Origin of the sequence: Microbacterium sp. NPDC056569 (genome assembly GCF_042793475.1) — a bacterium.
Taxonomy (GTDB): Bacteria; Actinomycetota; Actinomycetes; order Actinomycetales; family Microbacteriaceae; genus Microbacterium.
Map to the genome: position 1 here is coordinate 73,376 of NZ_JBHTUV010000012.1, position 23,988 is coordinate 97,363.

A 23,988-nucleotide genomic window follows, 5' to 3' on the forward strand; every position below is an offset into this window, starting at 1 on the left:
CGTCTCGTGGGGCGCGAGCAAAAGTCAGTGTAGGTCACGGATGCAGGCCCCGTTCACCCGTCCGTAACCTGCAACGGAACGCGTGAAACGAATCATCCGTGTGCGAGGAGAGACAGTGCCCAGACATCTCAGACAACGACCGCGGAGGCACACCTCCACGCGGTTGACCATCGCGGCGGCTGCAGCCCTCGCCCTCGTGGCGACAGGCGCGCCGCCGTCGGCGCTCGCCGTGGATCCGACGGCGCTCTCCGTCGAGGACCTCGGCGACCGGACCGGCGGCGTGAAGGTCACGACCCCCGAGGACGCGCAGGCCCTGGCGAGCGAAGCCAGGCAGCCGGAGACGTACATCGTGCAGATGGCGCCGGCGCCCGTGGTCGCGTACGGGGGCGGCGAGAAGGGCCTCAAGGCGACGAGGCCACGCGGCGGCGCCAAGGTCGACCCGGCCGATCCCGCGGTCGAGGCGTACAGCACGCACCTCAAGGGACAGCAGCGCGCGGCTCTGGCGAAAGTGAAGGGCGGCAAGCCCTCGTACAGCTACGTGTACAGCTTCAACGGATTCGCGGCCGAGCTCACCCCCGCGCAGGCTGCCGAGCTCGAGGCGCAGCCGGACGTCGTGTCGGTGCATCCCGACCAGGCGGTCGAGACCGACACGTCGTCCACGGCGGGCTTCCTCGGACTCGATGACGCGGACGGCCTGTGGGCCCAGCTCGGCGGTCCGACCGGAGGCAAGAAGTCGCCGGGTGCGGGCGAAGACATCGTGATCGGCGTGATCGACAGCGGCATCTGGCCCGAGGTCGGCAGCTTCTCCGATCGCAACGAGACGAACAAGCTCGTGTATCAGGGCAAGCCCGAGGGGTTCCGCGGCACGTGCGCGTCGGCGGAGAAGGTGGGCGACGACTCGTGGGATGCGAATCTCTGCAACAGCAAGCTCGTGACCGCCCAGTACTTCAACGCTGCGTGGGGAGGCAACGAGGGCGTCGCGCAACAGCTGCCCTGGGAGTTCCTCTCGCCGCGTGACTACAACGGTCATGGGACCCACACCGCTTCGACCGCCGGCGGCAACCACGGCGTCGACGTGACGGGCCCGGCGGCGCCGTTCGGAGAGATCTCGGGCATCGCGCCGCGGGCGCGCATCGCGGCGTACAAGGCGCTGTGGTCCGTCGAGGACGGCTCCACCGCGACCGGCTACACCTCCGACATGGTGGCTGCCATCGACAAGGCCGTCGCCGACGGCGTCGACGTCATCAACTACTCGGTCTCGGGTTCGAGCGCCGACTTCCTCGAGCCCACCGAGGCGGCGTTCCTCAACGCCGCTGCGGCCGGCATCTTCGTCGCCGCTTCCGCCGGCAACTCCGGCCCGGACGCCGGCACCGTGGCCCACCCCGGCCCTTGGCTGACGACCGTCGCGGCCGGCACCCACGACCGCACCACCACGGGCGCCGTGGTCCTCGGCAACGGTGCGCGCTACGAGGGAGTATCGCTCAGCAGCGCAGCGGTCGGCCCCGCCCCGATCATCACAGGCGCCGCCGCGCGGCTCTCGGGTGTCTCGATCGGCGCCGGTGCACGCTGCTATCCCGCGAGCGACAACGACGGCAAACCGGCGCTCGATCCCGCCAAGGTCGCCGGCAAGATCGTGCTCTGCGAGCGCGGCGGCGACATCGCCCGCGTCAACTCGTCGCGTGCGGTCGCCGAGGCGGGCGGGGTCGGCATGATCTTCGTGAACGCCTTCGGCAACTCGCTGAACGCCGACTTCCACTCGGTGCCCACGGTGCACCTGCAGGACACCGGGTGGAGCGCGATCAGCGCCTACGCGGCGACGGCAGGAGCCACCGCGACCATCGAGAAGGCGGTCATCGCGACCGGCGGCACGGCGCCCTTCACCGCAGAGTTCTCCTCGCGCGGCCCGCTCGTCGCCGGCAACGGCGATGTGCTCAAGCCCGACGTGATCGCTCCGGGACAGGACATCCTCGCCGCAGTCGCTCCTCCCGGCCAGGGAGGCATGGACTTCAACCTGATGAGCGGCACGTCGATGTCGGCGCCCCACGTCGCCGGCCTCGCCGCGCTGCTGCGGGACCTTCACCCGGACTGGTCGCCGATGGCGATCAAGTCGGCGCTGATGACCACAGGATCCGACGTCCTGGACGGCGAGGCGAACACCGACCCGAACCTCATCTTCAAGCAGGGTGCCGGGCACGTGCAGCCCACGAGTGCGGCCGACCCGGGCCTGGTCTACGAGAGCGGTGTCGATGACTGGACCGCGTTCCTCTGCGGCTCCACCCGCGGCGTGGCGGACGCCGCCTGCGACGACCTCGAGGCGGGAGGACGCTCGCTGGACCCCAGCGACCTGAACACCCCGTCGATCGGCATCGGCCTGCTCGACGGCACTCAGACGGTCACGCGCACGGTCAAGAACGTCGACGACGAGGCCGCGACCTACACGGCGATGGTGAGCGGTCTCGCCGGAGTGGGGGTCACCGTCGAGCCGAGCACGCTCACCGTGGCGCCGGGCGAGACCGCGTCGTACTCGGTCACCTTCGCCGTCGGCGAGGAGACCGAACTGTTCGACTACCTCGCCGGTCAGCTCTCGTGGACCGATGGCACGCACACAGTGCGATCTCCGATCGTGCTGCGGGCGAAGCAGCCGGGTGACGAGGACTGGGCTGCCCGGTACGACGGGGCGAGCGGGCAGTTCGGCAGCTCCTCGGATGCCGGCACCGAGCTCCTGCTCCACCCCGACGGTCAGCGGGTCTACATGAGCGGCTACAGCCGGCCGCCGTCGGCGGGCGGGCTGGTGAACGACTTCCTCACCGCCGCGTACGACCCCGAGACCGGCGAGGTGATCTGGGAGGAGCAATGGGATGCCTCGGCCGGCGGCTCCGACGAGCCCGCGGGCTTCGGGATGAGCCCCGACGGCGAGACGCTGTACGTCGGCGGCACGAGCGGCGGCGATTACCTCACGGTCGCCTACGACGGCGCGACCGGTGAGCGGCGCTGGACCGCCCGTCTGGACGGTCCGGTTCAGGCCGGCGACTCGCTCAACGACCTCGTGGTCGGCCCGGACGGCGCGACCGTCTACGTCACCGGCTACCAGACCACGGGCGAGGCGCAGCTCGACTACGCCACCGTCGCGTACGACGCGGCGACCGGCGAGCAGCGGTGGGTGTCGCGTTACGACGATCCCGTGAACGGCACCGACGACGCCCGCAGCATCGCGGTGAGCGAGGACGGCTCGACGGTCGTCATCACCGGTCAGAGCGCCGGCGACGGCACCGGCCTCACGGACTGGGGCACGGTCGCCTACGACGCCGCGACCGGCGCGCAGAAGTGGGACGTGCTGCGCAACGGTTCGCAAGGGCTGATCGACATCGCGGACAACATCGCGATCACCGGAGACACCGTGATCGTCGCCGGCGTGCTGAGCAACACCGGCCGTCAGGTCGACTGGGAGACGGTGGCGTACGACCTCGCCACCGGTGAGGAGCGCTGGGCGGTCGGCTACGGCGAGGCGGGCACGGACGTGCCGCAGTCGCTCGCGGTCAGTCCCGACGGCGGCACTCTGGTGGTCGTGGGCAACGTGGAGGGCGGCGCCGAGATGGACTACGCGTCCGTTGCCTACAACGTCGCCGACGGCGCTCAGCTCTGGGCGACGCGCTACGACGGCACCGCTCACGGGCTGGATGTCGCGTATGACGTCGCGCTGACCGCCGATGGCACCCACGCCGTCGTCACCGGCGAGTCCCGCAACGCCGAGACCGGCTGGGACTACGTCACGATCGCCTACGACCTGGGCATGGGCGAGCCGGTATGGTCGGCGAGCTACGACGCGACGGGCGCCAGCGACGGGGCGAACGGCGTGGCGGTGGACCAGCGAGCCGACGGGACGCGGCGGGTGTTCGTCACCGGCGCGAGCACCACCGCGTTCGACTCGGTCGGGCTCGACAGCAACGTCGACGCCGCGACGGTGGCGTACTTCGACCCGTTCGACTAGTCGACCGGGCGGCGCTGCCGTGATGACGGATGCCGCGGGCCGCGGCATCCGTCATCATCATGCCCGTTGTCTCGAGGCGGGTGTTCAGTCGATCGACGCCGCGGCGGCGCGGATCGCGTCGAGGGTCACGTCCGGGTGCGACACCATCGACACGTGCGACGCGTCGACCTCGGTCACGGTGGAACCGGCGCGTGCGGCCATGCGGCGCTTGGTGTCGATGGGGATGACCCGGTCTTCGGTGCCGAGCACCGCCCAGCTGGGGATCGACTTCCACGCGGGCGCGCCCGAAGGGACGACGTTGGCGACGATGGAGGCCGGGCGCTGGGTCGCCACGATGAGCAGCCGGTCGGCCTCGGGAAGGTCCTGCGCGAACGACTCGTGCACGACGTGCGGCTTGAGCCATGCGTCCGCCGCGCCTTCCGGGGCGCCCGGGTAGCCCGCGAGGTCCAGCACGGTGGTCGGGTCGGCGACGGCCAGCGCGGATCCGGAGCCCTCGAGGATGCCGAGCACGGTCTCGCCCTCGTCGGGGATGAACGCGTCGACGTAGACGAGCGCGCGCACGTCACCCGCCTGTCCGGCGTTGGTGATCACCGCGCCGCCGTACGAGTGGCCGACGAGCACGACCGGTCCGGAAGTGCGCTGCGCCAGGAACGACGCGATGTACGCGCTGTCGCTGGTCAGTCCGCGCAGCTCGTTCGGTGGCGCGAGCACCTCGAAGCCTTCGGACTGCAGCGTCGGGATGACGGCGTTCCAACTCGACGAGTCGGCCCAGGCGCCATGGACGAGGACAATGGTGGGCTTGTTTTCCGGCATGGGTCTGCTTCCAGTTCGGGCGCCACCGCGGCGACGCAGCCAAGGGGGAGAACGCGCCAAGAGCCCGCGCACTCGTCACCATAGGGGGAGCGGCAGCGGGCCGCCAGAGGCAGTATGCGGACGAATGGGTTTCCGCGTGGGGAATTTCACCGATCCGGCCCACCCACCCGCGCACCAGGCGTAGCGTGCGGACATGACGCCTTCACCCGCGATCACCACCGCCGGCCAGCTGCGCGCATCGGGTCACACCTACCGCCCGGTCCGCATCGAGATGCGCGAGAACCTCCTCGCCGCGCTCGCGAACGGCGACGACCCGTGGCCCGGCATCCACGGCTTCGACACCACCGTCATCCCGCAGCTCGAGCGCGCGCTCCTCGCCGGACACGACATCGTCCTGCTCGGTGAACGCGGGCAGGGCAAGACACGACTCCTCCGCAGCCTCGACGGACTGCTCGACGAGTGGTCGCCGGTCATCGAGGGGTCGGAACTCGGCGAGCATCCGTTCCACCCCATCGCCCCGGCATCCGTCCGCCGCGCGAGCGAACTGGGCGACGAGCTGCCCGTGAGATGGCGCCACCGCAGCGAGCGGTATGCCGAGAAGCTCGCCACTCCCGACACCTCGGTGGCCGACCTCATCGGCGACGTCGACCCGATCAAGGTCGCCGAGGGGCGCTCGCTCGGCGACCCCGAGACGATCCACTACGGGCTCGTGCCGCGCAGCAACGGCGGCATCGTCGCGATCAACGAGCTGCCCGACCTCGCCGAGCGCATCCAGGTGTCGCTGCTCAACGTCATGGAGGAGCGCGACATCCAGATCCGCGGCTACGTGCTGCGCCTCGACCTCGACGTGCTCGTCGTCGCCACCGCGAACCCCGAGGACTACACCAACCGCGGCCGCATCATCACCCCGCTGCAGGACCGCTTCGGCGCCGAGATCCGCACGCACTACCCGCAGACGATCGACGAGGAGATCGCCGTCATCCGCCAGGAGGCCGACCTTGTCGCTGAGGTGCCCGCGCACCTTCTCGAGGTGCTCGCGCGCTTCACGCGGAACCTTCGGGAATCGGATGCTGTGGACCAGCGCTCGGGCGTATCCGCCAGGTTCGCGATCGCCGGCGCTGAGACGATCGCCGCGGCGGCCCTGCATCGCGCGACGCGCCAGCACGAAGAGGTCGCGGTGGCGCGGCCCGTGGACCTCGAGACCGCCGTCGACGTGCTCGGCGGCAAGATCGAGTTCGAGACGGGGGAGGAGGGCCGCGAGCGCGCGATCCTCGAGCACCTGCTGCGCACAGCGGTCGCCGATACCGCGCGCGCCCACCTGCGGGGCCTGGACTCTCGTGCGTTGGCGGATGCCCTGCACGACGGGGCGACGGTGATGACGGGCGAGCAGGTGCCGGCGGCCGATGTGCTGGCGGCTCTCCCGGTGCTCGGCGAGTCGGACCTGTACGACCAGGTGGCCGCGCGGCTCGAGGCCGTGACGCCGGGCGAGCGCGCGGGTGCGCTGGAGCTGCTGCTCGAGTCGCTGTACCTGGAGAAGAAGATCGGCAAGGACAGCGCGGGCGGTGAGACGGTCTATGGCTGACATCGCCCCGCGGTCGTCGAGCGAGCGGAGCGCGACGAAACGCCCCGGACCACCGAGCGACACTGATCCGAGGCATCCGTAATGCCCCGCTCCTTCCATCGCACCCCCGCGCACACGGCCCGCTACGGCCGGTACCAGGGCGGCGACCCGCTCGCGCCGCCCGTCGAGGTGCAGTCCGCGCTCGAGGCGATCGGTCGCGACGTGATGTCGGGAACCTCCGCCGAGCGCGCGATGCAGGAGTACCTCCGCCGCGGCGACCGCGACCGCCTCGGCCTCGACGACATCGCCCGCCGGGTCCGCGAGCGCCGCGCCGAACTCACCCGCCGACACCGCCTCGACGGCACGCTGGAGGAGGTCCGCCGCCTGCTCGACCACGCGGTCCTGGAGGAGCGCAAGCACCTCGTCCGCGACGTCAACCTCGACGACGACGTCCGCGCCTTCGCCGAGATGCGGCTCGAGAACCTCCCCACCAGCACCGCCGCGGCCGTCAACGACCTCGCCGACTACGACTGGCAGAGCCCGGCCGCGCGCGCCGACTACGACCGCATCCGCGCGCTGCTCGGCCGCGAGCTCCTGGATCAGCGCTTCGCCGGTATGAAGAACGCGCTCGAGAACGCGACGGATGCTGACCGCCAGGCGATCCGCGACATGCTCAACGATCTCAACGACCTGCTCGAGAAGCGCCGCATGGGCGAAGACACGCAGGAGGACTTCGACGAGTTCATGCGCAAGCACGGGGATCAGTTCCCCGAGGACCCGCAGAACCTGGACGAGCTGATGGATGCCTTGGCGCAGCGCGCTGCGGCGGCGCAGCGCATGCTCAACTCGATGACGCCCGAGCAGCGCGACGAGCTCCTGAGCCTCGCCGAGCAGGCGTTCGGCTCGCCCGACCTCATGCAGTCGCTGTCGCGTCTCGACGACAATCTGCGCTCGCTTCGACCCGGCGAGGACTGGTCGGGGTCAGCATCCTTCTCCGGTGACCAGCCGGCGGGTCTCGGCGAGGCGACCGGCATCATGCAGGACCTCTCCGACCTCGATTCGCTGACCGATCAGCTCGGCCAGATGTATCCGGGCGCGCGCATGGACGACATCGATCTCGACGCGCTCGAGCGGCTCATCGGCGAGGACGCGGCCATCAGCGCCCGCACGCTGCGCGAGCTGGAGCAGGAGCTGAGGGATACCGGGATGCTGCAGCGCGCGTCCGACGGACAGCTCAGGCTGACCCCGCGGGCGATGCGGCAGCTGGGGCGCGCGCTGCTGCGGGATATCGCGACACGGCAGTCGGGTCGCTCGGGTCGGCGCGAGACGCGCAACGTCGGAGCCGCCGGCGACCGCACCGGTTCGACGCGCGAGTGGGCGTTCGGCGACACCGAGCCGTGGGACATCCCGCGCACGGTGTCCAACGCGGTGCTGCGGACGGTGCTCGACGGGGGCGACGCGTCGGCCGGCGTGCGGCTCGACACGCGGGATGTCGAGGTGGTCGAGACCGAGGAGCGCACGCAGGCGGCGGTCGCCCTGCTCGTCGACACGTCCTTCTCGATGGCGCTGGACGGCCGGTGGGTGCCGATGAAGCGCACGGCACTGGCGCTGCATCACCTGATCTCGACGCGCTTCCGTGGCGACAAGCTGCAGCTGATCGCGTTCGCCCGGCACGCCGAGGTGATCGACATCGAGCAGCTCACGGCGAAGGATTCCGTGTGGGACAAGGGCACGAATCTGCAGCACGCGCTGCTGCTGGCGCAGCGACACTTCCGCAAGAACCCGACCGCGCAGCCGGTGCTGCTGGTCGTGACGGACGGCGAGCCGACGTCGCACCTGCGTCCGGACGGAAGTGTGTTCTTCGCGTACCCGCCGGACCCGCGGACGGTGGCGGTCACGGTGCGCGAGCTCGACAACGTGCAGCGGCTCGGCGCGCAGACGACGTTCTTCCGCCTGGGGGAGGACCCGAGCCTTGCGCGGTTCATCGACGCCCTCGCACGGCGGGCCGGCGGGCATGTGGTGGCGCCGGAGCTGGACGACCTCGGTCGGGCGGTGGTGGACAGTTACCTCGGCGCGCGGCACACGGGGCGCGGGACGCCGGAGGACTTCGGCGACATGCTCCACGGGCGATCTTGGTGGTGGTGAGGAGGGCTGGTGGCGTCGACCGCCTGGTCCTACCGTGGCTTCATGAGGCTCACGCCGGAGCGCTCAACCAAGGACATCCCGGATGACGGACGGTCGCACCCGGGGATTCTCCGACGTCCGCGCGCTCCGGAGGTGTTCACCGAAACCGGCAGGCCGCCCAGCCGGGCGTCCATGACGCCGGCGCAAGTTCAGCGATTGCAGGGTGTGCTCGGCAATCGAGCTGTCCAGCGCATGCTTGCCCCACCGGCACAGGCCCACACGCATGACCGCACTTCCGCATCCCTTCGTGATCTCGAGCAGGGCATCGAGGCCGAAGCCGCAACCGAGCGCGACGCGCAACGCGACGCCCCGGTGGTTCAGCGCTGGGACTGGGGCGGAGCCGCCGTCGGCGGGCTGATCGGCGCGGGCATCGGCGCTCTCGGTGGCGCCATCCTCGGCGGGCCGGTCGGCGCGGGCGTCGGCGCGCTGGTGGGAGGGGTGCTCGGCGGGATCCTCGGCGGGCTGTTCCTTCGGCCCACGCAGGATCCGCAACGGGCTCTCCAGCGGGCCGCCGAGTCGATCGCCGAGATCGGAGGCACGGCGGACGAGGCCGATCGCAGCGCGGTCGTCGCCGAGATGATCAAGATCCCCCTGCCGGCGCTCGAAGCGCTCAAGCGCAAGGGCACGAAGGTCGTGGTGTGCCGCAACTCGGTCACCGAGATCCGCACCGACCTTCGCGGCGTTCGCCCGCGTCACTGGTCCCCAGGCAAGTCCTGGGACACGGTCCCGGGCTTGAACGACCCCGCCCGCAACCGCGTGATCATCGCCACGCGCAACGGCCGCGTTCCACCGACCGGCGATGGCCATGGTGCGGCCAACCTCGTGCTGCACGAGGTCGGGCATGCGATCGGCGACGCGGTCACGACCGGGGGCGTGACCGATCCCCGCTTCGTCGCGGCCCGTGACGCGGACAAGGCGCGGCTCGACAACTACGAGGGCGACGCCAATCCCGCCGGTGTCAGGGAGACGTACGCTGAGAGCTTCGCGCGCTTCTACAGCAACGACCCTGACGACGCCCAGGCGTATCCGCGTCTCCACGCCTACTGGGCGAGCAACCCGTTCGTGGCAACCGGCAGCCCGTGAGAGCGCGCGACGCAGGAGACAGGAGCATGGTGGATCCGGAGCGACCCTCGAAGATCGGCGTCGCGGAGATGCGCAACGACGGCACGATCGTGCTTCGGCTTCGGGCGGAGACCCCGGACGGTGCGACCGGGGAGGGCTTCTTCACCTACTCGCCCACAGACGCCGACTATGAGTCCGTGCGGCGACACGTGGGTGGCCTGGAACCGGGTGAGAGCAAGCTTGTTCCGCCCTGGCCCGACGAGTGAGGGGCCCGCTCGCGAATGCCCCTGGCCCCGGACCACCCCGGCTCAGTATCATCCTGCCCGTGACCGCGTTCCTCGTGGGAGCGGGGCCTGCGGGAGGCCGCGCGAACGGAGGTGCGAGATGGCTCGTGCATACACGGGGATCTTTCTCCCCGGCAACGACGGACACGCGCTGTGGGCAGCCGACTGGGAGAGCTTCGAGGCGAAGTGGAAGGAGCTCTCGAGGAACGGGCTCCGACTGCACAGCATCTCGGTGTCGGTCGAGAACGACGTCCCCCAGTTCATCGGCACGTACCGGGCGGGTTCGGGCGGACACGCACTGTGGGTCTCGAACTGGCCGAGCTTCGAGGCGAAGTGGAAGGAGCTGTCGCGGCAGGGCCTTCGCCTGGTGAGCATCGCCGTCTACGAGGACGACGGCACCGCGATGTATGCGGGCGCCTTCCTGCCGGGGACCGATGGCCACGCTCTGTGGGTCGCCGGCTGGGACAGCTTCGAGGCGAAGTGGAAGGAGCTGTCGAGACAGGGCCTTCGCCTGGTGAGCGTCTCGGCCGCCATGATCGGCGGTGCTCCGCAGTACGCCGGTGTGTTCCGTGCGGGCAGTGGGGGTCACGCGCTGTGGGCGTCGCCGTGGGACGGCTTCGAGACGAAGTGGAAGGAGCTCTCCGGCCAGGGCCTGCGCCTCGTCAGCGTCGACACCTTCCAGGACGGCCGCACTCGGATGTGGGTCGGCGCATACCTTCCCGGGCAGGGCGGTCACGGCCTGTGGGCCGGCCAGGACTGGGAGAGCTTCACCGCACGCTGGCATGAGTGGTCGCAGCAGGGCCTCAGGCTTGCCGATACGGCCGGGGCGCAGCATCCGTGCACAGCCAATGCTCTCAACCAGGTCGTCATGCCCACCGGCACCTACAACTACACCGTCACGGGGCACGCAGACGTGTACCACTGGCCGGTGCAGGACACGACGGGCGCGACGCGGTTCGCGCGGCTGGGCCACCTCAGGGGGGTGGAGCCGTTCCTCACCCTGCCGTTCTCCGACACCGACGTGACGCGGGGTGGCATCTGGCGCTACGGCGACGGCGGCTGGCACCACGCGGGCGACTACTCGCAGGGCGATGCGACGTTCGAGATCAGGGCATCCGCCGCGGGTGAGGTCATCCACGTGGGCTGGGACCAGTGGTCGGGCAACACGGTCATCATCAGTCACGACGTGAACGGGCGCGCCGACGCCTATCGCACCATCTAAATGCACCTGCGCGACGGCGCTGATCATGACGCGGATGCCGCGTGGAACGACACGATGACGGCCACGTGGATCAAGGCATCCGACCTCGCCGACTACAAGACGCACCTGCTCGACACCGGCAACACGCAGGATCCCGCGACGCGGAACCTGGATGCCGCGCACTGGGGCACGAACGCCGAGACGATCCTCGTCTCGGTCGGTCAGCAGGTCTCGCGCGGGCAGCAGATCGCGTGGGCCGGCAACACGGGGCCGGGTGGCAAGCGGGGGAGCGGCGGCCCGAACACGCACCTGCACATCTTCTGGGCGCGGCGCGACACCGACGGGCAGTTCTACTTCTACGACCCGTACGGGGTGTATTCGACGCCCGACAACTACGCCGCGGGGGTCACGGATGCGACGACCGGGCCGTGCGTGCGGTATCCGGTCGGCTGGCAGGGCGGGAAGCCGCACTACCCGTAGGTGGGTGGTGCGAGGGCGCTCGTGCTCGGATCATGGTGACGAGGGTGTGACTGCGGGTGCTCAGTTCGCTGCGGCTTCGCGCTTCATCCGGCGGGGACGTCGATGTCGCCGACGACTGCTCGGCACGCCTTCGATGGAAGAGGGAGTCACCGATGAAAGAGAACGGATGCCGCGGGCTCAGCGCCGTCCTGATCGCGGCGTCGCTCGTCGCGCTGTCGGGGTGTTCGTTGATGATCCCTGCCGGGCCGATGGCCTCCGAGGAGCGGGACATCGGCGACGTGTCGCAGGTGGTGCTCGAGACCTCGGGTGACCTCGTCGTGTCGGAGGGGGAGCCTGCGCTCACGGTGCACGCGCCGGAGGGGGTGCTGGAGCGACTCACGTCCGAGGTGGACGGCGAAACCCTGGTTCTCGCGACCACCCCGGGCTTCACGATGGGGTTCGGTGAGGTGCGGTACGAACTGACCCTGCCGAGTCTGGAGATGATCGAGCTGAACGGCTCGGGCGATGTGGATGCGACGGTGTCCGCGGACGGCACCGTGCGGCTCGACATCGATGGCTCGGGCGACGTCGACTGGTCGGGCCTGGCGGCCGATCGCGTCGAGGTGCGCCTGTCGGGGTCGGGCGACGTCACCTTGGCGGGCTCGGCAGGGGAGCTCTCCGTCGAACTTGAGGGCAGCGGGCACGTCGACGCCGAGGAGCTCGAGTCGCAGGATGCGGTCGTCAATCTCTCCGGATCGGGTGAGGTGGACGTCTCGGCGAGCGACAGCCTCGCCGTCGACCTTTCGGGCAGCGGCCGTGTCACGTACTCCGGCGACCCGAGCACCGACGTGCGCGTGTCGGGCTCGGGAGACGTCGAGCGGCGCTGAGACGGAGGTGGTTGCTTTCGACGCGACGGCGGGAGTCGAAACTGCGGTTGGTGAATTCTTTCGCCATCCGACTTGCCGCGGAATCTCGCACGTGGGGCGTTCTGCCACGGAAACCAGCGGCTCCGGCTCCACTCAGTCGTCTGGTGTCGTTCGCGTTCAATCAGCGTTCTCGGTTCCGATCCGCGCAGTTTGTGTCCACCTGGTGTCCACGCGAGACGGGCGACTGACAGCGTGGCCGGTGGCTGGTAACGTTCCCGCACTGCTCCATCGGTACTCGAGAAGGGTGGCGTCCCGTGTGGTGGTGTGCGCGTGCTCGGTGAGCGGCGGACTGAACGTGCTGGATGGGAGAGAGTCCATTCGACACGAGCTGCGGCGGACCGAAGGTCGTTACCGGCGCCCCTATCCTGGATCTGAATGTTCTCTTCGACTCCCGTCCCCCCCGCGCAGAAGCGCCTCGGGGCCTTCTACAGCCCCGATACCTATGCGCGAGCGCTGACCAAGTGGGCGCTGGCCGGCGGCGCGACTACCGTGCTGGACCCGAGTTACGGCGGCTGCGCGTTCCTGCGCGTTGCCCTCGACGAGCTTGTAGCCTCATCGCACGTCGATTCTGGATCTCGAATATTCGGTGCCGACATCGACGGAGAGTTGGACGAATGGACGTCCAGTTTGACTTCCCGTGGCGTCCCAAAGGGCAATCTCGTTCGACAAGACTTTCTGGCCCTGCGGCCCGGCAACGAACTACCTTCGGTTGACGCGGTCGTCGGTAACCCGCCCTACGTCCGACATCACTGGATTTCGACGAGCGTCAAGCACGCAGGACAAACAGCCATGAGAGATGTCGGCGTGAAGCTTCCCGGCACCGCAAGTCTCTGGGCGTACTTCGTCATCCACGCCGCAACCTTCGTCAAACCGACCGGACGGATGGCGCTCCTCCTGCCCTCCTCGTTCCTGCAGTCCGACTACTCCGTAGCCGTGCATCGCTTTCTCGAGGCGAGCTTCGGATCGCTGTGGACCGTTCGAGTGCAAGAGCGCATCTACGCCGACGCACAGGAGGAGGCTATCGTCCTTCTCGCAGCGAATGCGGGGGCGCAATGTTCAGACCGTCGACACTTCGAAGTTGAGAACTTGGATGAGCTCGAGTCGCTGATCTCTCCGGGTGGAGCGGCGGACCGCGCACTCGACGGGCCTCGTACGGCCAACAAACTCGACCTAATCGGTGACGATGCCAACGAACTCCTCCGCGAGGCGATGAGGCACCCACGGATCGCGGGGTTGGGTGATCTCGCTCGGATCCGCATAGGTCTCGTGACGGGTGCGAATGGCTTCTTCGTTATGTCTCGGTCTGAAGCCGCAGCAGCCGGTCTCGATGAAGAGACGCGAGTCGTCGTTGCCCGCAACAGCTGGGTCGTCAGCGAGGTGTTCGACCTCTGCGCTGTGGACGACGGCGACCGCGCGAGCTTGCGGAATCGGCTCGTCGCTGTCGACGCCAAGCATGTCAGTCCAGCTCTCGCTCGCTGGATAGCGGCGGGCGAGGAAGCGGGCTTGAGAGATCGATCGCATCTCCGGCGAAGGAATCCGTGGTGGTCGATCCCGCTCCCAGCCACGCCGGACGCATTCCTTCCCTACATGGGGCAGCATGTGCGAGGCATCGCACTCAACCGGGCTAGCGCTTTTGCGACGAATGCGCTTCACCATGTCTATTTCAACACTCGCGTGACGAGCCAGGAGCAGTTGGCCACAAGTGCATGGTCGTCACTCTTTGCGCTCGCGGCAGAAGTGTATGGGCGCCACTACGGCGGCGGCGTCCTGAAGGTCGAACCTTCCGCCGCAAGATTGCTGCCCGTACTGTTCGACACAGATGAAAGCGTCCCTGTGGGACGGACGCCGCGTGAACGAGCAAACTCGCTTGTCGCCAAAGTCTTGAACTGGTCGCATGCGGAGATCAGTCACATCGATCGAGCCGTGGATCTTCTTGCCCTTCGACGCTCAGCTCACGGCCCCAAGCGCTAGAGAAACAGGTCGACCGGCGGCTTGCCGGTTTTTATCGCAACCCAGGGGGAGGACGCAGCGCGGTCAAGCTGGGTACCATGCCAGCTCAACTGACGCTGAAGACGAGTCCGTTGGATTCCGCTCCAGACACCCATTGCGCCGGTGTCGCGACTCGCCGTCGCTGGCCAGCGGTCCTGGAATAGCTCTGCAATGACATACTCCACGCACGCGAGGGGGCTGATGATAATCCCGGGAAGACGAGGAATATCGAGTGACTTGGGAAATGGGCCGAGCTCGTCGTTTCCCAGCACTTGTACGTGAAAGTGAGTTCCGGGCGCCCTAGCGTCGCCCACCTCCATTCGCCACCGTGCGATCTCGTGGCCGTCCAAATGTGCGCCGGGATTACCCTCCATCACTCGCACGAGTGTGCTGGCCAGCCCTACTAGCTCAACGTCCGTCGCGGGGCGGCCGACGACTCCGGACGGGTGCAGAGGAAGCAGTTCCCATATGAACGTGACGGCAGCGTACACGTGAAGCTCGCCCTCTGCTGCAGGCATGTACTCACCCTGGCTCTGCTGTGTGAGGATCGGGTTTGAGGCGCTGACCTGCCATCGAACTGCGCTCCCCCTGGAGACAGCAATTGCGTCAAGCGCGCTCTCGGCCTGCCGAAGAACGGAGTCGGCTCCCGGGGCGAGGTAATCGCGAGCTATGGAGCGAAGCGCAGTGATCTCGCGTTTGAGTTCGCCCACCCGAAATCTAAGCGTCACTGCCGATGCCCACAAGATAGCGGTCAGCGGGCTCAATAATCCTGGCGAGCTCCGCGTGTGCACGTACATCCTCGATGCGTGCAAATGCGTCGTCAGCGAAGGGAGGCCAGTCGTCTGGACGTACTCGGACTGCAACCTCCACTTCGACGAGCGCTTCCTCCGGTTCCATCGTGGGGGAGAGGACTACGACAGGCCGGAGGAGGTTGGCGTCTGCTTTGCCGCCCAGAGCGCGCCCGATTTCCGCCACGGCAATCGAGTCTCCTGAGTTTCCGCCCGTCTTCTGAAACAGCCAGCTTTCCACCCCGGATCGCCACCACCGGCGCCCGCCGAAATCCGACAGAACGCCTCCATACTCGAAGGGTGCGAGCTCTCGGAAGAGATCGGGCGCATTCGATAGATCGTCCATTCGCAGCCGGGCCCGCAGATGCCGCTCATCCAGGAGGAAGCACGGGTACGGCAGTACACGATGGAGCATCCACCTAATCATGGCTAGGCCGCCAGTTCGCGGTCCCAGGTCAAACAGCGGTGGATGACAATCGAGAACATCGTCGCGCGCCAGCGCGCTCCAGTCATCCTGGCCAATATCGAGCAGCCTGTAGATCCAATCTGGGTCGAAAGCCGGGGATTCCATCGCTCGCACCGCTCGCGCAAGTGACGCGATTTGCCGGGCACCGTCCTGGGTCGAGACCTCGGTTCGTCGGAAAACCCATTCGAGATTGTTCTCCCGTGCAAACACGCTCGGCAACGTGTACTGGGGCAACTCCAGCGTTGCCTCCGCGAGGTTCGCGGACCAAAGCGCGAAGGCGACTGCCCGCGGCGGACGCTGTCCGACAGTTCGTCCAGATAGCCCCGGAAGGAGGCGGCTACGCAGTGAAGCGATCACCGCAAGCCCGTCTCGCGGTGAGCGTGAGGCGCTAGCAATGTCGTCGCGCTCACCCCAGTGAGTCAGGAAATAGTCAACAACGATTAGCTCCGCGCCGTGAACATCGTCATCGATGACCTCCTCAGGATGCAGAAACTGGGCATCGAGACCCTCAGCGCGAAGTAGGTTCGAGATCGTGTGACGCTCGGGAGCTTCTTCGTCATCAATGAATAGGACACGCATCTTTACGCCTCGATCATCACGCTGGAAGACGGACTTGAATCGTGGTCGCGAATCCCGCCGAAGCGCCGACAAACATCACGGTGCCCCCGTACTCACTCACGATCTGGCGGGTGATGGGCAGACCGAGACCCATGCCTTGACTGAGGGTCGGATCGATGGATTTGGAATCGCTTACGTACGGGAGGAACAGCCGGTCGCTGGTTGTGACATCCACCGGGGTCCCGGTGTTGGATACCTCAAGCTGAATGCCATCTGGCGAGGTGCGAGCATCGACTGCGATCATTCCTCCTTGGTTCACCGCCTTTGTCGCGTTCGAGAGCAGGTTGGAGAGTATCGATTGGAGGTCGGCCTTAAACAAGGGTGGAGTGGTCAGAGTCTCGGGGACCCGATTCTGTGTCAAGGCTGCTCGGCTGGCGGCTGCGGTTTGCGTCGCGAGGAGCGCGATATCGACGCGTTCCCGCAAGTTCATTCGAGTTCGCCGCGCTCGTGACTCCGAACTTGAGAAGTCGGTCAGGTAGGCAGCCTGCCTTTCGATCGCCCTGGTGAGGTCACGAATCGTATCTCTGACAGCGCCGGCCCGGGCGGGCCAACGCTCGCCTGGCCTCGGAGCGAGAGCTTCCTCCGCCCCCATCGCTATTGGAACGAGGTGTCCCATCTCGTGCGTGAACGCCGCAAGTTGTGAGCCCACGCTTGCGAGGACGCGGAGAAGACTTGCGTCCTGAAGCACTTGCTCCGCGGCCACCCTGGACTGAAGTGCAAGATGCTTGAGGTGAGGTTCGGTCGCTAGGGAACTGTGCTGCTCGAGCGCGCGCCCAAGCTCGTCCAGAACTCGCACAAGGCGCGTTCCACTCCCTTCATTGGAGCCTTCGGGTGCGAACTCCTCACCGGGAACGTCCTCCGACGGTTCCAGCGGATCGGATTCGTCGTCATCAGGGGCGTAATCAGCGCCGGTGGAGTCGGCGTCGGGTTGCGGGTCGTCGATCGGTCCCTCGGCAGCTGCGTTGCGCGTCGCACTTTGGCTCGCGCCCGACCATTCCGCCGTCACTTCTGGCTCGCTAGCAGATGATTCCGAAGCAGCAGCAGCAGCCGCAGCCGCTGCCGCTGCTTCTGCGGCCGCTAGTTCGGCGTCGCTTTTCTTCTTTTGCAGACCCGCAAGTGCCCAGGCTCGGTGCAGAAGATCGATCCCCGTGCGGACCATCTGAACTAGGCGCTCGTATGCTTCGTCGGGGACGAATCCCTCTCTGTTGACGAGGGACCGAAGTCCGCCTGAGCCCGCTTCGGTGAGAAATACCGCGCCGAAGAAGTTTCGGTTCGGTTGCAGTCGGAGGCTCAAATCGCGGGACTTCAACGCGCGAAGCTCCGCTAGATCGCTCCCCGGGCCGCCCAGTGACGGGTCAAGCTCAAACTTGCCGGACCGTCTCGTGTAATCGAGGTCAAGTGAGAGCCAGTCGTTCTTGGCCTCGCCGTAGGGGAGCACTCGAAAGCCTTCGAGATACACACGTACGCCGCTGTTGGCCGTGCTCCACCCTCGTTGCACCCCCGGAACTATGCCGGGTCGCAAGAACACTCGTGCGTCGAAGAATGGTCCGACTTCGGGGGCGGGATGGGGAGCGAAGGTCCTGAACGGTGCCGCGAAAGCGTTCTCTCGGTGGCCAGCTACAGTCGGCGAAGCCGCGTACTCGATCAACCCGCCTCTGTCAGCGCGGATCTCGAGGATCCAATCCGACGTTCGCGCGACGTCGGGCCACCATTGCTCGCTGAATGAGAAGTCGCCTTGCAACTCCACTGTCATCCCTGGGTCAAGTGTTGATACGTCGCGAGCGCGGGGGGCCGTGAACAACACTGGCTCTTTCGTGACCGTTCGCGAGAGGGGCTCGATCAACACCTTGGGGGGTGAAAAGTTCTCAAGCTGAATGCCCAATTCGGCTAGATCACGGTTACTCCAAGCGTGTCGCATTCGGCCGATTGTGATCTTTGTCCCGTGCGCCCCGGCCGCTGCAGGACGCTCGGCTACAGATAGACCAGCGTCGATATCCGCGACGCTCTCGACCATCTCGATTTGGTCCCAATCGATAAGCGCTTCAATGAGCTTCTTGGGGGCTTCGGAAATGAGCGCTTGAATCTCAGTGGGTTCAGCGAGGGGAAGCTGGGCGCGTAGCGAATGAGCGAGATTGTCTCCCAGGCCCGCAGCGACAGTTTCGACGTGCAACAACGCACCGAGCTTATGTGCAGCGAGCCGTCCCACTCCCTTCTCGCCAGTGAATCGTCGAAGGAAAACAGAACTCCGACGGGTCCCCTCGGTCTTCGACCGTGCCGCAAGTCGAAGGAATCCGCGAGCAAACTGCTGGGCGGTCATGCCGTTGCCGTTGTCGATGACCTCGATTGTGGCGTTGTCGGCGTCATCGAGATTGCTGCCGATCAAGATGAGAGTCGTTGCATCCGCGTCGTACGCGTTCTTCACCAGCTCGACGACTGCCGTAGCGTCGCGACCGACTAGCAGCTCACCGAGCTGTCGGAAGAGTCCCGTATCTACGGAGAATGCGGGGTGGTCAGTATCCACGGCCCAACCCTATCGGGCCCGCGTTTCACCAATCGATCAGCCGCACACTCAGATCGTCACTCATTTCCGACTGGGCGCGCGGAGCTCCCTGGGTCGAAGCGAATCTCGTCAGGAGGGCGCCGCGAGAGACAACGACAACATGAACCTCTGGCCGGGCGCAGCGTAACTTTGCTCCCGCTCGCTGGTCGAGGCATTTCGTTCACCCGCCCGCGGGCCTGCCCACGTTCGACGTCATCCCGACCAGCCACCCTGCCGCGCGAGCTTTCTGAATCCAGTCTGAGGCGGTTCGCTCGGGTACGTCGAGCTCAAGTGCGATGAGCTTGACGGGCGGAAGGTCTGCGAGCGCTGCGGTGCCGTAGAGGATCTCGATGACCTCCCACCGCTCGTCCTTCATTCCTCGCTTCACCACGGCTTGCGCCATCCATGGGGGGATGATGCGTCCCTCCGCCGTGGTGAGGTCTGCGACCGTCGTCCAGGGTGCGCCAGGATCTTCATCCAGCTGGAGTGCGACGCAGTGGGGGATAGCGACCTGCAGGATCGCCTGCGGCGCTGCGTGCTTCAAACGGTCCTCGTTGAAGTCCTCGGCGATCGCGCGGTTGACGATGGTCGTGATGACGTAGCGACCGCGTCCTGCACTGTAGTGCGCCTCGATCGTGGTCTCGACACCCGTCGACTCATCGATCGCGGTCGCGACGAAGGCCGGTGCGATTCGCAGCGCGGACCCGACTGACTGTGATGCAGCATCCGCCGACATCGTCTTGCCATCGGGTGTCTTCACGTCGACCTTCACCCCCTCATCTTGTCCTACTGGAGAGGAGTTCTGCAGAAACCTCTTGACTATGGATACGCATTAGGAGTGTACTACTGTCAAACGTCAGATTGAATCTGCAAGAGGAGGCGAGTTCCATGACGACAGCGATGAGCCCTGTCACTTCCGGTCTCAGCCACGTCTACCTGAGCCCAGACGAGCTCGCGGCGGCTCTTCCGGGCGTCACCAAGAACACTCTCGCGATGTGGCGATACGAGAAGAAGGGGCCGCCGTACCGCAAACTCGGCCGCATCGTCGTGTACGCACTCGACGAGGTCGAAGCGTGGATCGAAGACGGCGCTCGGGCGGGCGGCCCCCATGCTCAATAGCAGGTTGTTTCACGATCACGGACCTGACCACGACTCGTCGGAGCAGATGATCATCGTCTACACGACCGGGCCCGAGTGCATTCGGTGCACGATGACCAAGCGGCTGCTCACGCAGAAGGGCGTTCGATTCATCGAAGTCGACATCCGAACCAACCCAACTGCTCGCGAATACGTCGTCGATGATCTCGGGTACACCCAAGCGCCTGTCGTTGTCGTCAGTGACGAGGACCACTGGAGCGGATTCCGACCTGACAAGGTCGACGCGCTCGCCTCGCGCCTGGGGATCGTCCGATGAGCCAGCTGAGTGCGCCTGTGGTGGGGGAGAGCCTCGCGGAAGCAGGGGAGCGCATTCACGCGGCGGCTCCGATCCGCGGCGAACGTGCCACCGATTTGGACTGCCGCATCCGTCGTGAACTCATCAACGACACCCTCGCCGCCCGCGCGGTCGAATCATGCGACCGCAACTGGCACACGGCTCAACTCGTGGACGGTCACGTCGTCGGAGTCTGGGCCGACTCCGCCGATGAGGCAGAACTGGAACTCACCGTGTGGTGGGGCGTCCGCTGCCACTGGGTCGTCATCGATCCGGGATGCTGGCTATTCCAGGAGTACTTCCCGCGAGGCAAGCGGTCGGCGGCCGAGGCCGACCATCGGTTTCCGCTAGCGCCGCCGCGCAGCATCCGTGATCGCTTCGCACCAGCCGACTCCTTGCTCGACGGAATCTGGGCACCGACGCGGTCCGACGCGTCGATGGCGAGGTGAACACCGTGCCCGACGACGAAGCCGAGCGGCTTGAGCGCGAGAGCGAAGATATCCGGCTGCAGATCGCCCACGCACGAGCGGCAATCCACGACCGCGAGAAGCAGCGCAGGGAAGCGCGCCGACAGTACGCGCGCGACTACTACGCGCAGCATCGTGAGGAATATCTCGAGTACCAGCGGCAGTATCGCGCCGAGCAGCGGGAGAAGGATCCGGAGGCGTACCGGCAGGGCAAACGCGAGCGGAACCAACGCTGGCGCGACAGGCACAAAGATGAGGTGAATGCGCGACTCCGCGAGAAGTACCGCGAGGACCCCGAGAAGCATCGCGAGCGTCGGCGTGAGTTCTACGCCGAGCATGCCGAGGAGCAGCGTCTGCGCCGCCGCGAGTACTACGCGCGCAACAAGGAGAAGCAGAACGCCGCCCACCGCGCGTGGCGCGATCGCGAGAAGCGTCGTCGTGACGCGGGACTGCCGGTGCGTCGCATCCACCGCACGACGAAAGCTGAGCAGGTCGAGAACCGTGCCGCCGCGGACGAGTTCTTCTTACGAGTGTGGACGAAGGAGGAACTCAAGGTCGCCATGAAGAGCATCGAGACGCCCGCCGACGTGTGGGCTGCGTGGAAGCGCGATTGTCTCAGGGCCCGTGCGGAGTACGCGCTGGCAGAGCAGAAGGAAGAGTTAGTGCGACTGCAGAAGGAACTCGACCGCGCGAAGCCCGGCCCCAAACCGAAACCGCGTCCGACGCCTCGAGAGATCGAGGAAGCCCGCATGGATGCCATCGCCCGGCAGGTCAACGAACGCTTGCGTCACCGTGAGCAGCCGCGGAAGCCGCACCACCTCGACCCCGCTGCGCCGCATCCGATGCTGCAGCCGAACAACCCGATGGGGATGAGCCGATGAAGACGATCGACCGCAGCCATACCGAGAAGGTGCTCTACCGTGTCGCGATCTGCGCCTTCACGTACTACCCGGAGAAGCCCGAGCAGGAGCCCGGCTACGACGTCGAGGAAGACGTCGCCTGGTGCACGTTACCGCTCGAGAAACGACTGCCGCGCCCAGAGCTCGCGATGTTGCGCAACGTGATACGGATGCTGATCACCGTGCCGACGGCGGACCGGCGGCCTTTCATCCTGAAGCTGTCGGAACTGTCGGGTGACGTATGAGCGGGTCGTTCGTTCCCGGCGGCCGATCGTAGCGACCTCCGGCGTGCTCCGTTCCGGCCCTGCGGCATATCCTCCCTCGCTTCGCTCAGTCCGGTAATCCTCGGGTTCGGCACTGCGCACGCCTGCGGTCGCGATGTGAGCCACTGCCAGGAAGAACCCGAGGAGTGGTCAGGGCTGGTCGTGAGGCACTTTAAGGGAGCGTTGAACCGCGTTGGCGCTCACCCCGAGCACACGGGCGATATGCGTCACAGGCCGGCCGAGGCTCCGAAGCTCCTGGGCCATCGCAACCCGTTCCGGGGTCATGACCGTGGGCCGGCCCGGGCGCCGACCCTCGCCAGCGGCGGAGGCCATCCCCGCCCGCGTCTGAAGGCTGGAGAGTCGACGTCGCAGTGATTCGAGTGCAGCGATCACGTCGGCCGGATCAGCCTGCCCGCCGGCGGAGAGGATCGGATCGGAGAGCGAGCGGAAGGTAACGCCTCTCGCCGACAGCCCCGCGACGGTACCCATGAACTGCGGGACTGTCGGTGCGAGCATCGCCGCGCTCGTGACGATGAGCGTGTCGCCCGCCCGAAGAGACTCGAGGCACTCGCGAAGCCCTGCGCGCTTGGCTGCATCGGCGGAGTCGTCATCAGTGAACACAGCGGAGGCGCCGGCGAGCATCAATTGCTCCACGTCCGACGCCGTCCCGAGTCCCGGTGCGAGCTCGCGGGAGTAGCCGACGACGCGAGTCACCGCGAGATGCCCTTACGTTCCGGGCCAGCCGGCGCAACCACCGGGGCCGCGACATCCACTGGCTGCTCCCGCAGGAGCGAACGACGCAACGCGACGAGGCTCGCTACCGTCTTCTGCTCGATCGCGATCGTGAACTTACCGTCGCTCGGAACGTGCAGTTCGGGAATCACCTCGCGAAGCGCCACCTCGTGCAAGTCCACGAGAAGGTCGGTCACACCGCTCGGCAGATCACGACGGGATGCGGCGAACTCGGTCACGTGGTGGAGTTCGCTCAGCCACTGCGTGGCGTCGAACCGGCTCAGTCGGGCTGACTGTGCGGCTTCCAGCGCCTCACTGGCACCGCGGAACGCGTAGTCACCCTCGATGCGTTGAGCATCGAACGTGGTCTCACCATTCCGCTTCAGGATCGTCAGGCGGTGGACGGCTGCCGCGTCCTCCACGGCTGCGACAAGCACCCGCGACGCCTCGAAGGCTCGATCGTGAGCATCACAGCTCACGAACCGAGCGGGGGCTGAGGCGTGAACGTCGCGGAGAAAAAGGGATGTGACCGACAGCAAGCTCTCAGCGCGTCGGGACGCCACGACGACGACGCGCGTCTGGAACCCCTCGTCCGCAAACCGCGCGGCAGTTCCAATCGCGACCTTCGGATCGAGGGACGCTCCTTCGAGGAGCAACGAGCGCTTGTTCCCGCGCGCGTACCGGATGCAGTCGCGAACCCATCCGGCTGTTGTGCGTGCGAGACCCTCGCGCGCTTCGGGTGCTGACGTTGCGCTGACCTCAGCGAAACGAGGGTGGAAGGCCCGAAGGTCGTCGTTGCTGACGACTGCGAGGTCCGCTCCATGCCCGGCAATGAGCGTGCTCGTCGCGCGAGATCGTCCCGCCCCCGGCTGGCCTGCCAGAAGCATCAGTCTCGGGGATGTCTCCGACTGCGTGAAGGCTGGGAAGTACGACGGCAGGATGTCGCGTCGCAGGATCTCGTCGCGGTCGTCGTCCGCGAGCTCCCACCCGCTCACGGCTTCGACTCCGTCAGTTCCTTGATCCGATCGCGGATTCGGTCGGCGAGCGTGGACACCGCGTCACGATCGTACGAGTCCACCGCGAGCACGGAGCTTCTGAGCTGTCTGACTTCAGCGGCTACCTCAACGACGGCCGAACGGTCGTCGTCCGACGATCCAAGTAGGAGTGCGGTGAGCGTTGTAGCCGACTCGCGCATCACCTCGTAGGCGACAACGTCGTTCGCGCGCCACGCTGAGCTACCACCCACACCGGCCTCCCGCACTAATCGTAGCCGTGTCGCGGAAAAGGTGCGCTGGTGCCGTTTTCGCCCGCCGAGTC

At 67.0% G+C, this 23,988-nt stretch carries 22 protein-coding genes; 14 read left to right on the forward strand and 8 right to left on the reverse strand.

Annotation, left to right across the window (positions count from 1 at the left end):
- Positions 1-163: 163 nt before the first annotated feature.
- Complete coding sequence (locus ACFQ7C_RS14875) at positions 164-3,988, forward strand: S8 family serine peptidase (RefSeq protein ID WP_378902651.1); 3,825 nt, start codon at positions 164-166, stop codon at positions 3,986-3,988.
- Positions 3,989-4,072: 84 nt separating this feature from the next.
- On the opposite strand, the gene ACFQ7C_RS14880 is transcribed toward ACFQ7C_RS14875, so the two are convergent.
- Positions 4,073-4,801 carry an alpha/beta fold hydrolase gene (locus ACFQ7C_RS14880; protein WP_378902654.1) on the reverse strand — a complete coding sequence of 243 codons (729 nt, stop codon included), beginning with the start codon at positions 4,799-4,801 and terminating at the stop codon, positions 4,073-4,075.
- Between the two features lie 193 nt (positions 4,802-4,994).
- On the opposite strand from ACFQ7C_RS14880, the gene ACFQ7C_RS14885 reads away from it, so the two are divergent.
- From ACFQ7C_RS14885 to ACFQ7C_RS14920, 8 genes are all read left to right on the forward strand, one after another.
- Positions 4,995-6,383: an AAA family ATPase gene (locus ACFQ7C_RS14885; RefSeq protein ID WP_378902657.1), complete on the forward strand. Its 1,389-nt coding sequence runs from the start codon at positions 4,995-4,997 to the stop codon at positions 6,381-6,383.
- Positions 6,384-6,464: 81 nt separating this feature from the next.
- The gene (locus ACFQ7C_RS14890) at positions 6,465-8,507 is read left to right on the forward strand and encodes a VWA domain-containing protein (RefSeq protein WP_378902660.1); all 2,043 of its coding nucleotides are present in this window, start codon (positions 6,465-6,467) and stop codon (positions 8,505-8,507) included.
- A 9-nt stretch (positions 8,508-8,516) separates the two neighbouring features.
- The gene (locus ACFQ7C_RS14895) at positions 8,517-9,629 is read left to right on the forward strand and encodes a hypothetical protein (RefSeq protein WP_378902663.1); all 1,113 of its coding nucleotides are present in this window, start codon (positions 8,517-8,519) and stop codon (positions 9,627-9,629) included.
- A gap of 26 nt (positions 9,630-9,655) precedes the next feature.
- Positions 9,656-9,874 carry a hypothetical protein gene (locus ACFQ7C_RS14900; protein ID WP_378902666.1) on the forward strand — a complete coding sequence of 73 codons (219 nt, stop codon included), beginning with the start codon at positions 9,656-9,658 and terminating at the stop codon, positions 9,872-9,874.
- 118 nt (positions 9,875-9,992) lie between these two features.
- On the forward strand, positions 9,993-11,114 hold the full coding sequence (locus ACFQ7C_RS14905; RefSeq protein ID WP_378902669.1) for a hypothetical protein: 1,122 nt from the start codon (positions 9,993-9,995) through the stop codon (positions 11,112-11,114).
- Entirely contained in the window at positions 11,115-11,573 is a 459-nt protein-coding gene (locus ACFQ7C_RS14910; protein ID WP_378902672.1) for a hypothetical protein, read from the forward strand.
- A gap of 152 nt (positions 11,574-11,725) precedes the next feature.
- The gene (locus ACFQ7C_RS14915; RefSeq protein ID WP_378902675.1) at positions 11,726-12,439 is read left to right on the forward strand and encodes a head GIN domain-containing protein; all 714 of its coding nucleotides are present in this window, start codon (positions 11,726-11,728) and stop codon (positions 12,437-12,439) included.
- Between the two features lie 414 nt (positions 12,440-12,853).
- Positions 12,854-14,449: an N-6 DNA methylase gene (locus tag ACFQ7C_RS14920; protein ID WP_378902678.1), complete on the forward strand. Its 1,596-nt coding sequence runs from the start codon at positions 12,854-12,856 to the stop codon at positions 14,447-14,449.
- Here the strand turns inward: ACFQ7C_RS14920 and ACFQ7C_RS14925 are convergent.
- The 4 genes from ACFQ7C_RS14925 to ACFQ7C_RS14940 form a co-directional block, all read right to left on the reverse strand.
- Positions 14,446-15,177 carry a hypothetical protein gene (locus ACFQ7C_RS14925; protein WP_378902680.1) on the reverse strand — a complete coding sequence of 244 codons (732 nt, stop codon included), beginning with the start codon at positions 15,175-15,177 and terminating at the stop codon, positions 14,446-14,448. The genes ACFQ7C_RS14920 and ACFQ7C_RS14925 overlap by 4 nt on opposite strands.
- A 7-nt stretch (positions 15,178-15,184) precedes the next feature.
- Positions 15,185-16,300 carry a hypothetical protein gene (locus ACFQ7C_RS14930; RefSeq protein WP_378902682.1) on the reverse strand — a complete coding sequence of 372 codons (1,116 nt, stop codon included), beginning with the start codon at positions 16,298-16,300 and terminating at the stop codon, positions 15,185-15,187.
- A gap of 16 nt (positions 16,301-16,316) precedes the next feature.
- Positions 16,317-18,860 carry a sensor histidine kinase gene (locus tag ACFQ7C_RS14935; RefSeq protein ID WP_378902684.1) on the reverse strand — a complete coding sequence of 848 codons (2,544 nt, stop codon included), beginning with the start codon at positions 18,858-18,860 and terminating at the stop codon, positions 16,317-16,319.
- 199 nt (positions 18,861-19,059) lie between these two features.
- Complete coding sequence (locus tag ACFQ7C_RS14940) at positions 19,060-19,638, reverse strand: hypothetical protein (protein ID WP_378902687.1); 579 nt, start codon at positions 19,636-19,638, stop codon at positions 19,060-19,062.
- Between the two features lie 128 nt (positions 19,639-19,766).
- On the opposite strand from ACFQ7C_RS14940, the gene ACFQ7C_RS14945 reads away from it, so the two are divergent.
- From ACFQ7C_RS14945 to ACFQ7C_RS14965, 5 genes are read left to right on the forward strand one after another with little or no spacing between them, the layout of a single operon-like run.
- Positions 19,767-19,997, forward strand: coding sequence for a helix-turn-helix transcriptional regulator (locus tag ACFQ7C_RS14945; RefSeq protein WP_378902690.1), 231 nt, complete (start codon positions 19,767-19,769; stop codon positions 19,995-19,997).
- Between the two features lie 46 nt (positions 19,998-20,043).
- A complete protein-coding gene (gene nrdH, locus ACFQ7C_RS14950) occupies positions 20,044-20,292 on the forward strand; it encodes a glutaredoxin-like protein NrdH (protein WP_378902693.1) in 249 nt (82 codons plus the stop codon).
- The gene (locus ACFQ7C_RS14955; RefSeq protein WP_378902697.1) at positions 20,289-20,759 is read left to right on the forward strand and encodes a hypothetical protein; all 471 of its coding nucleotides are present in this window, start codon (positions 20,289-20,291) and stop codon (positions 20,757-20,759) included. Before nrdH ends, ACFQ7C_RS14955 begins: the two co-directional genes overlap by 4 nt.
- A gap of 5 nt (positions 20,760-20,764) precedes the next feature.
- Positions 20,765-21,658, forward strand: coding sequence for a hypothetical protein (locus ACFQ7C_RS14960; RefSeq protein ID WP_378902700.1), 894 nt, complete (start codon positions 20,765-20,767; stop codon positions 21,656-21,658).
- Positions 21,655-21,921, forward strand: a complete 267-nt coding sequence (locus ACFQ7C_RS14965; protein WP_378902703.1) for a hypothetical protein — start codon at positions 21,655-21,657, stop codon at positions 21,919-21,921. The genes ACFQ7C_RS14960 and ACFQ7C_RS14965 overlap by 4 nt, the downstream gene beginning before the upstream one ends.
- Positions 21,922-22,089: 168 nt before the next feature.
- Here the strand turns inward: ACFQ7C_RS14965 and ACFQ7C_RS14970 are convergent, their stop codons facing one another.
- The 3 genes from ACFQ7C_RS14970 to ACFQ7C_RS14980 are packed head-to-tail and all read right to left on the reverse strand — an operon-like array spanning position 22,090 to position 23,932.
- Positions 22,090-22,653: a recombinase family protein gene (locus ACFQ7C_RS14970; RefSeq protein WP_378902706.1), complete on the reverse strand. Its 564-nt coding sequence runs from the start codon at positions 22,651-22,653 to the stop codon at positions 22,090-22,092.
- Positions 22,650-23,666, reverse strand: a complete 1,017-nt coding sequence (locus ACFQ7C_RS14975; RefSeq protein WP_378902709.1) for a zeta toxin family protein — start codon at positions 23,664-23,666, stop codon at positions 22,650-22,652. The genes ACFQ7C_RS14970 and ACFQ7C_RS14975 overlap by 4 nt, the downstream gene beginning before the upstream one ends.
- Positions 23,663-23,932 carry a hypothetical protein gene (locus ACFQ7C_RS14980; protein WP_378902712.1) on the reverse strand — a complete coding sequence of 90 codons (270 nt, stop codon included), beginning with the start codon at positions 23,930-23,932 and terminating at the stop codon, positions 23,663-23,665. The genes ACFQ7C_RS14975 and ACFQ7C_RS14980 overlap by 4 nt, the downstream gene beginning before the upstream one ends.
- Positions 23,933-23,988 lie beyond the last annotated feature (56 nt).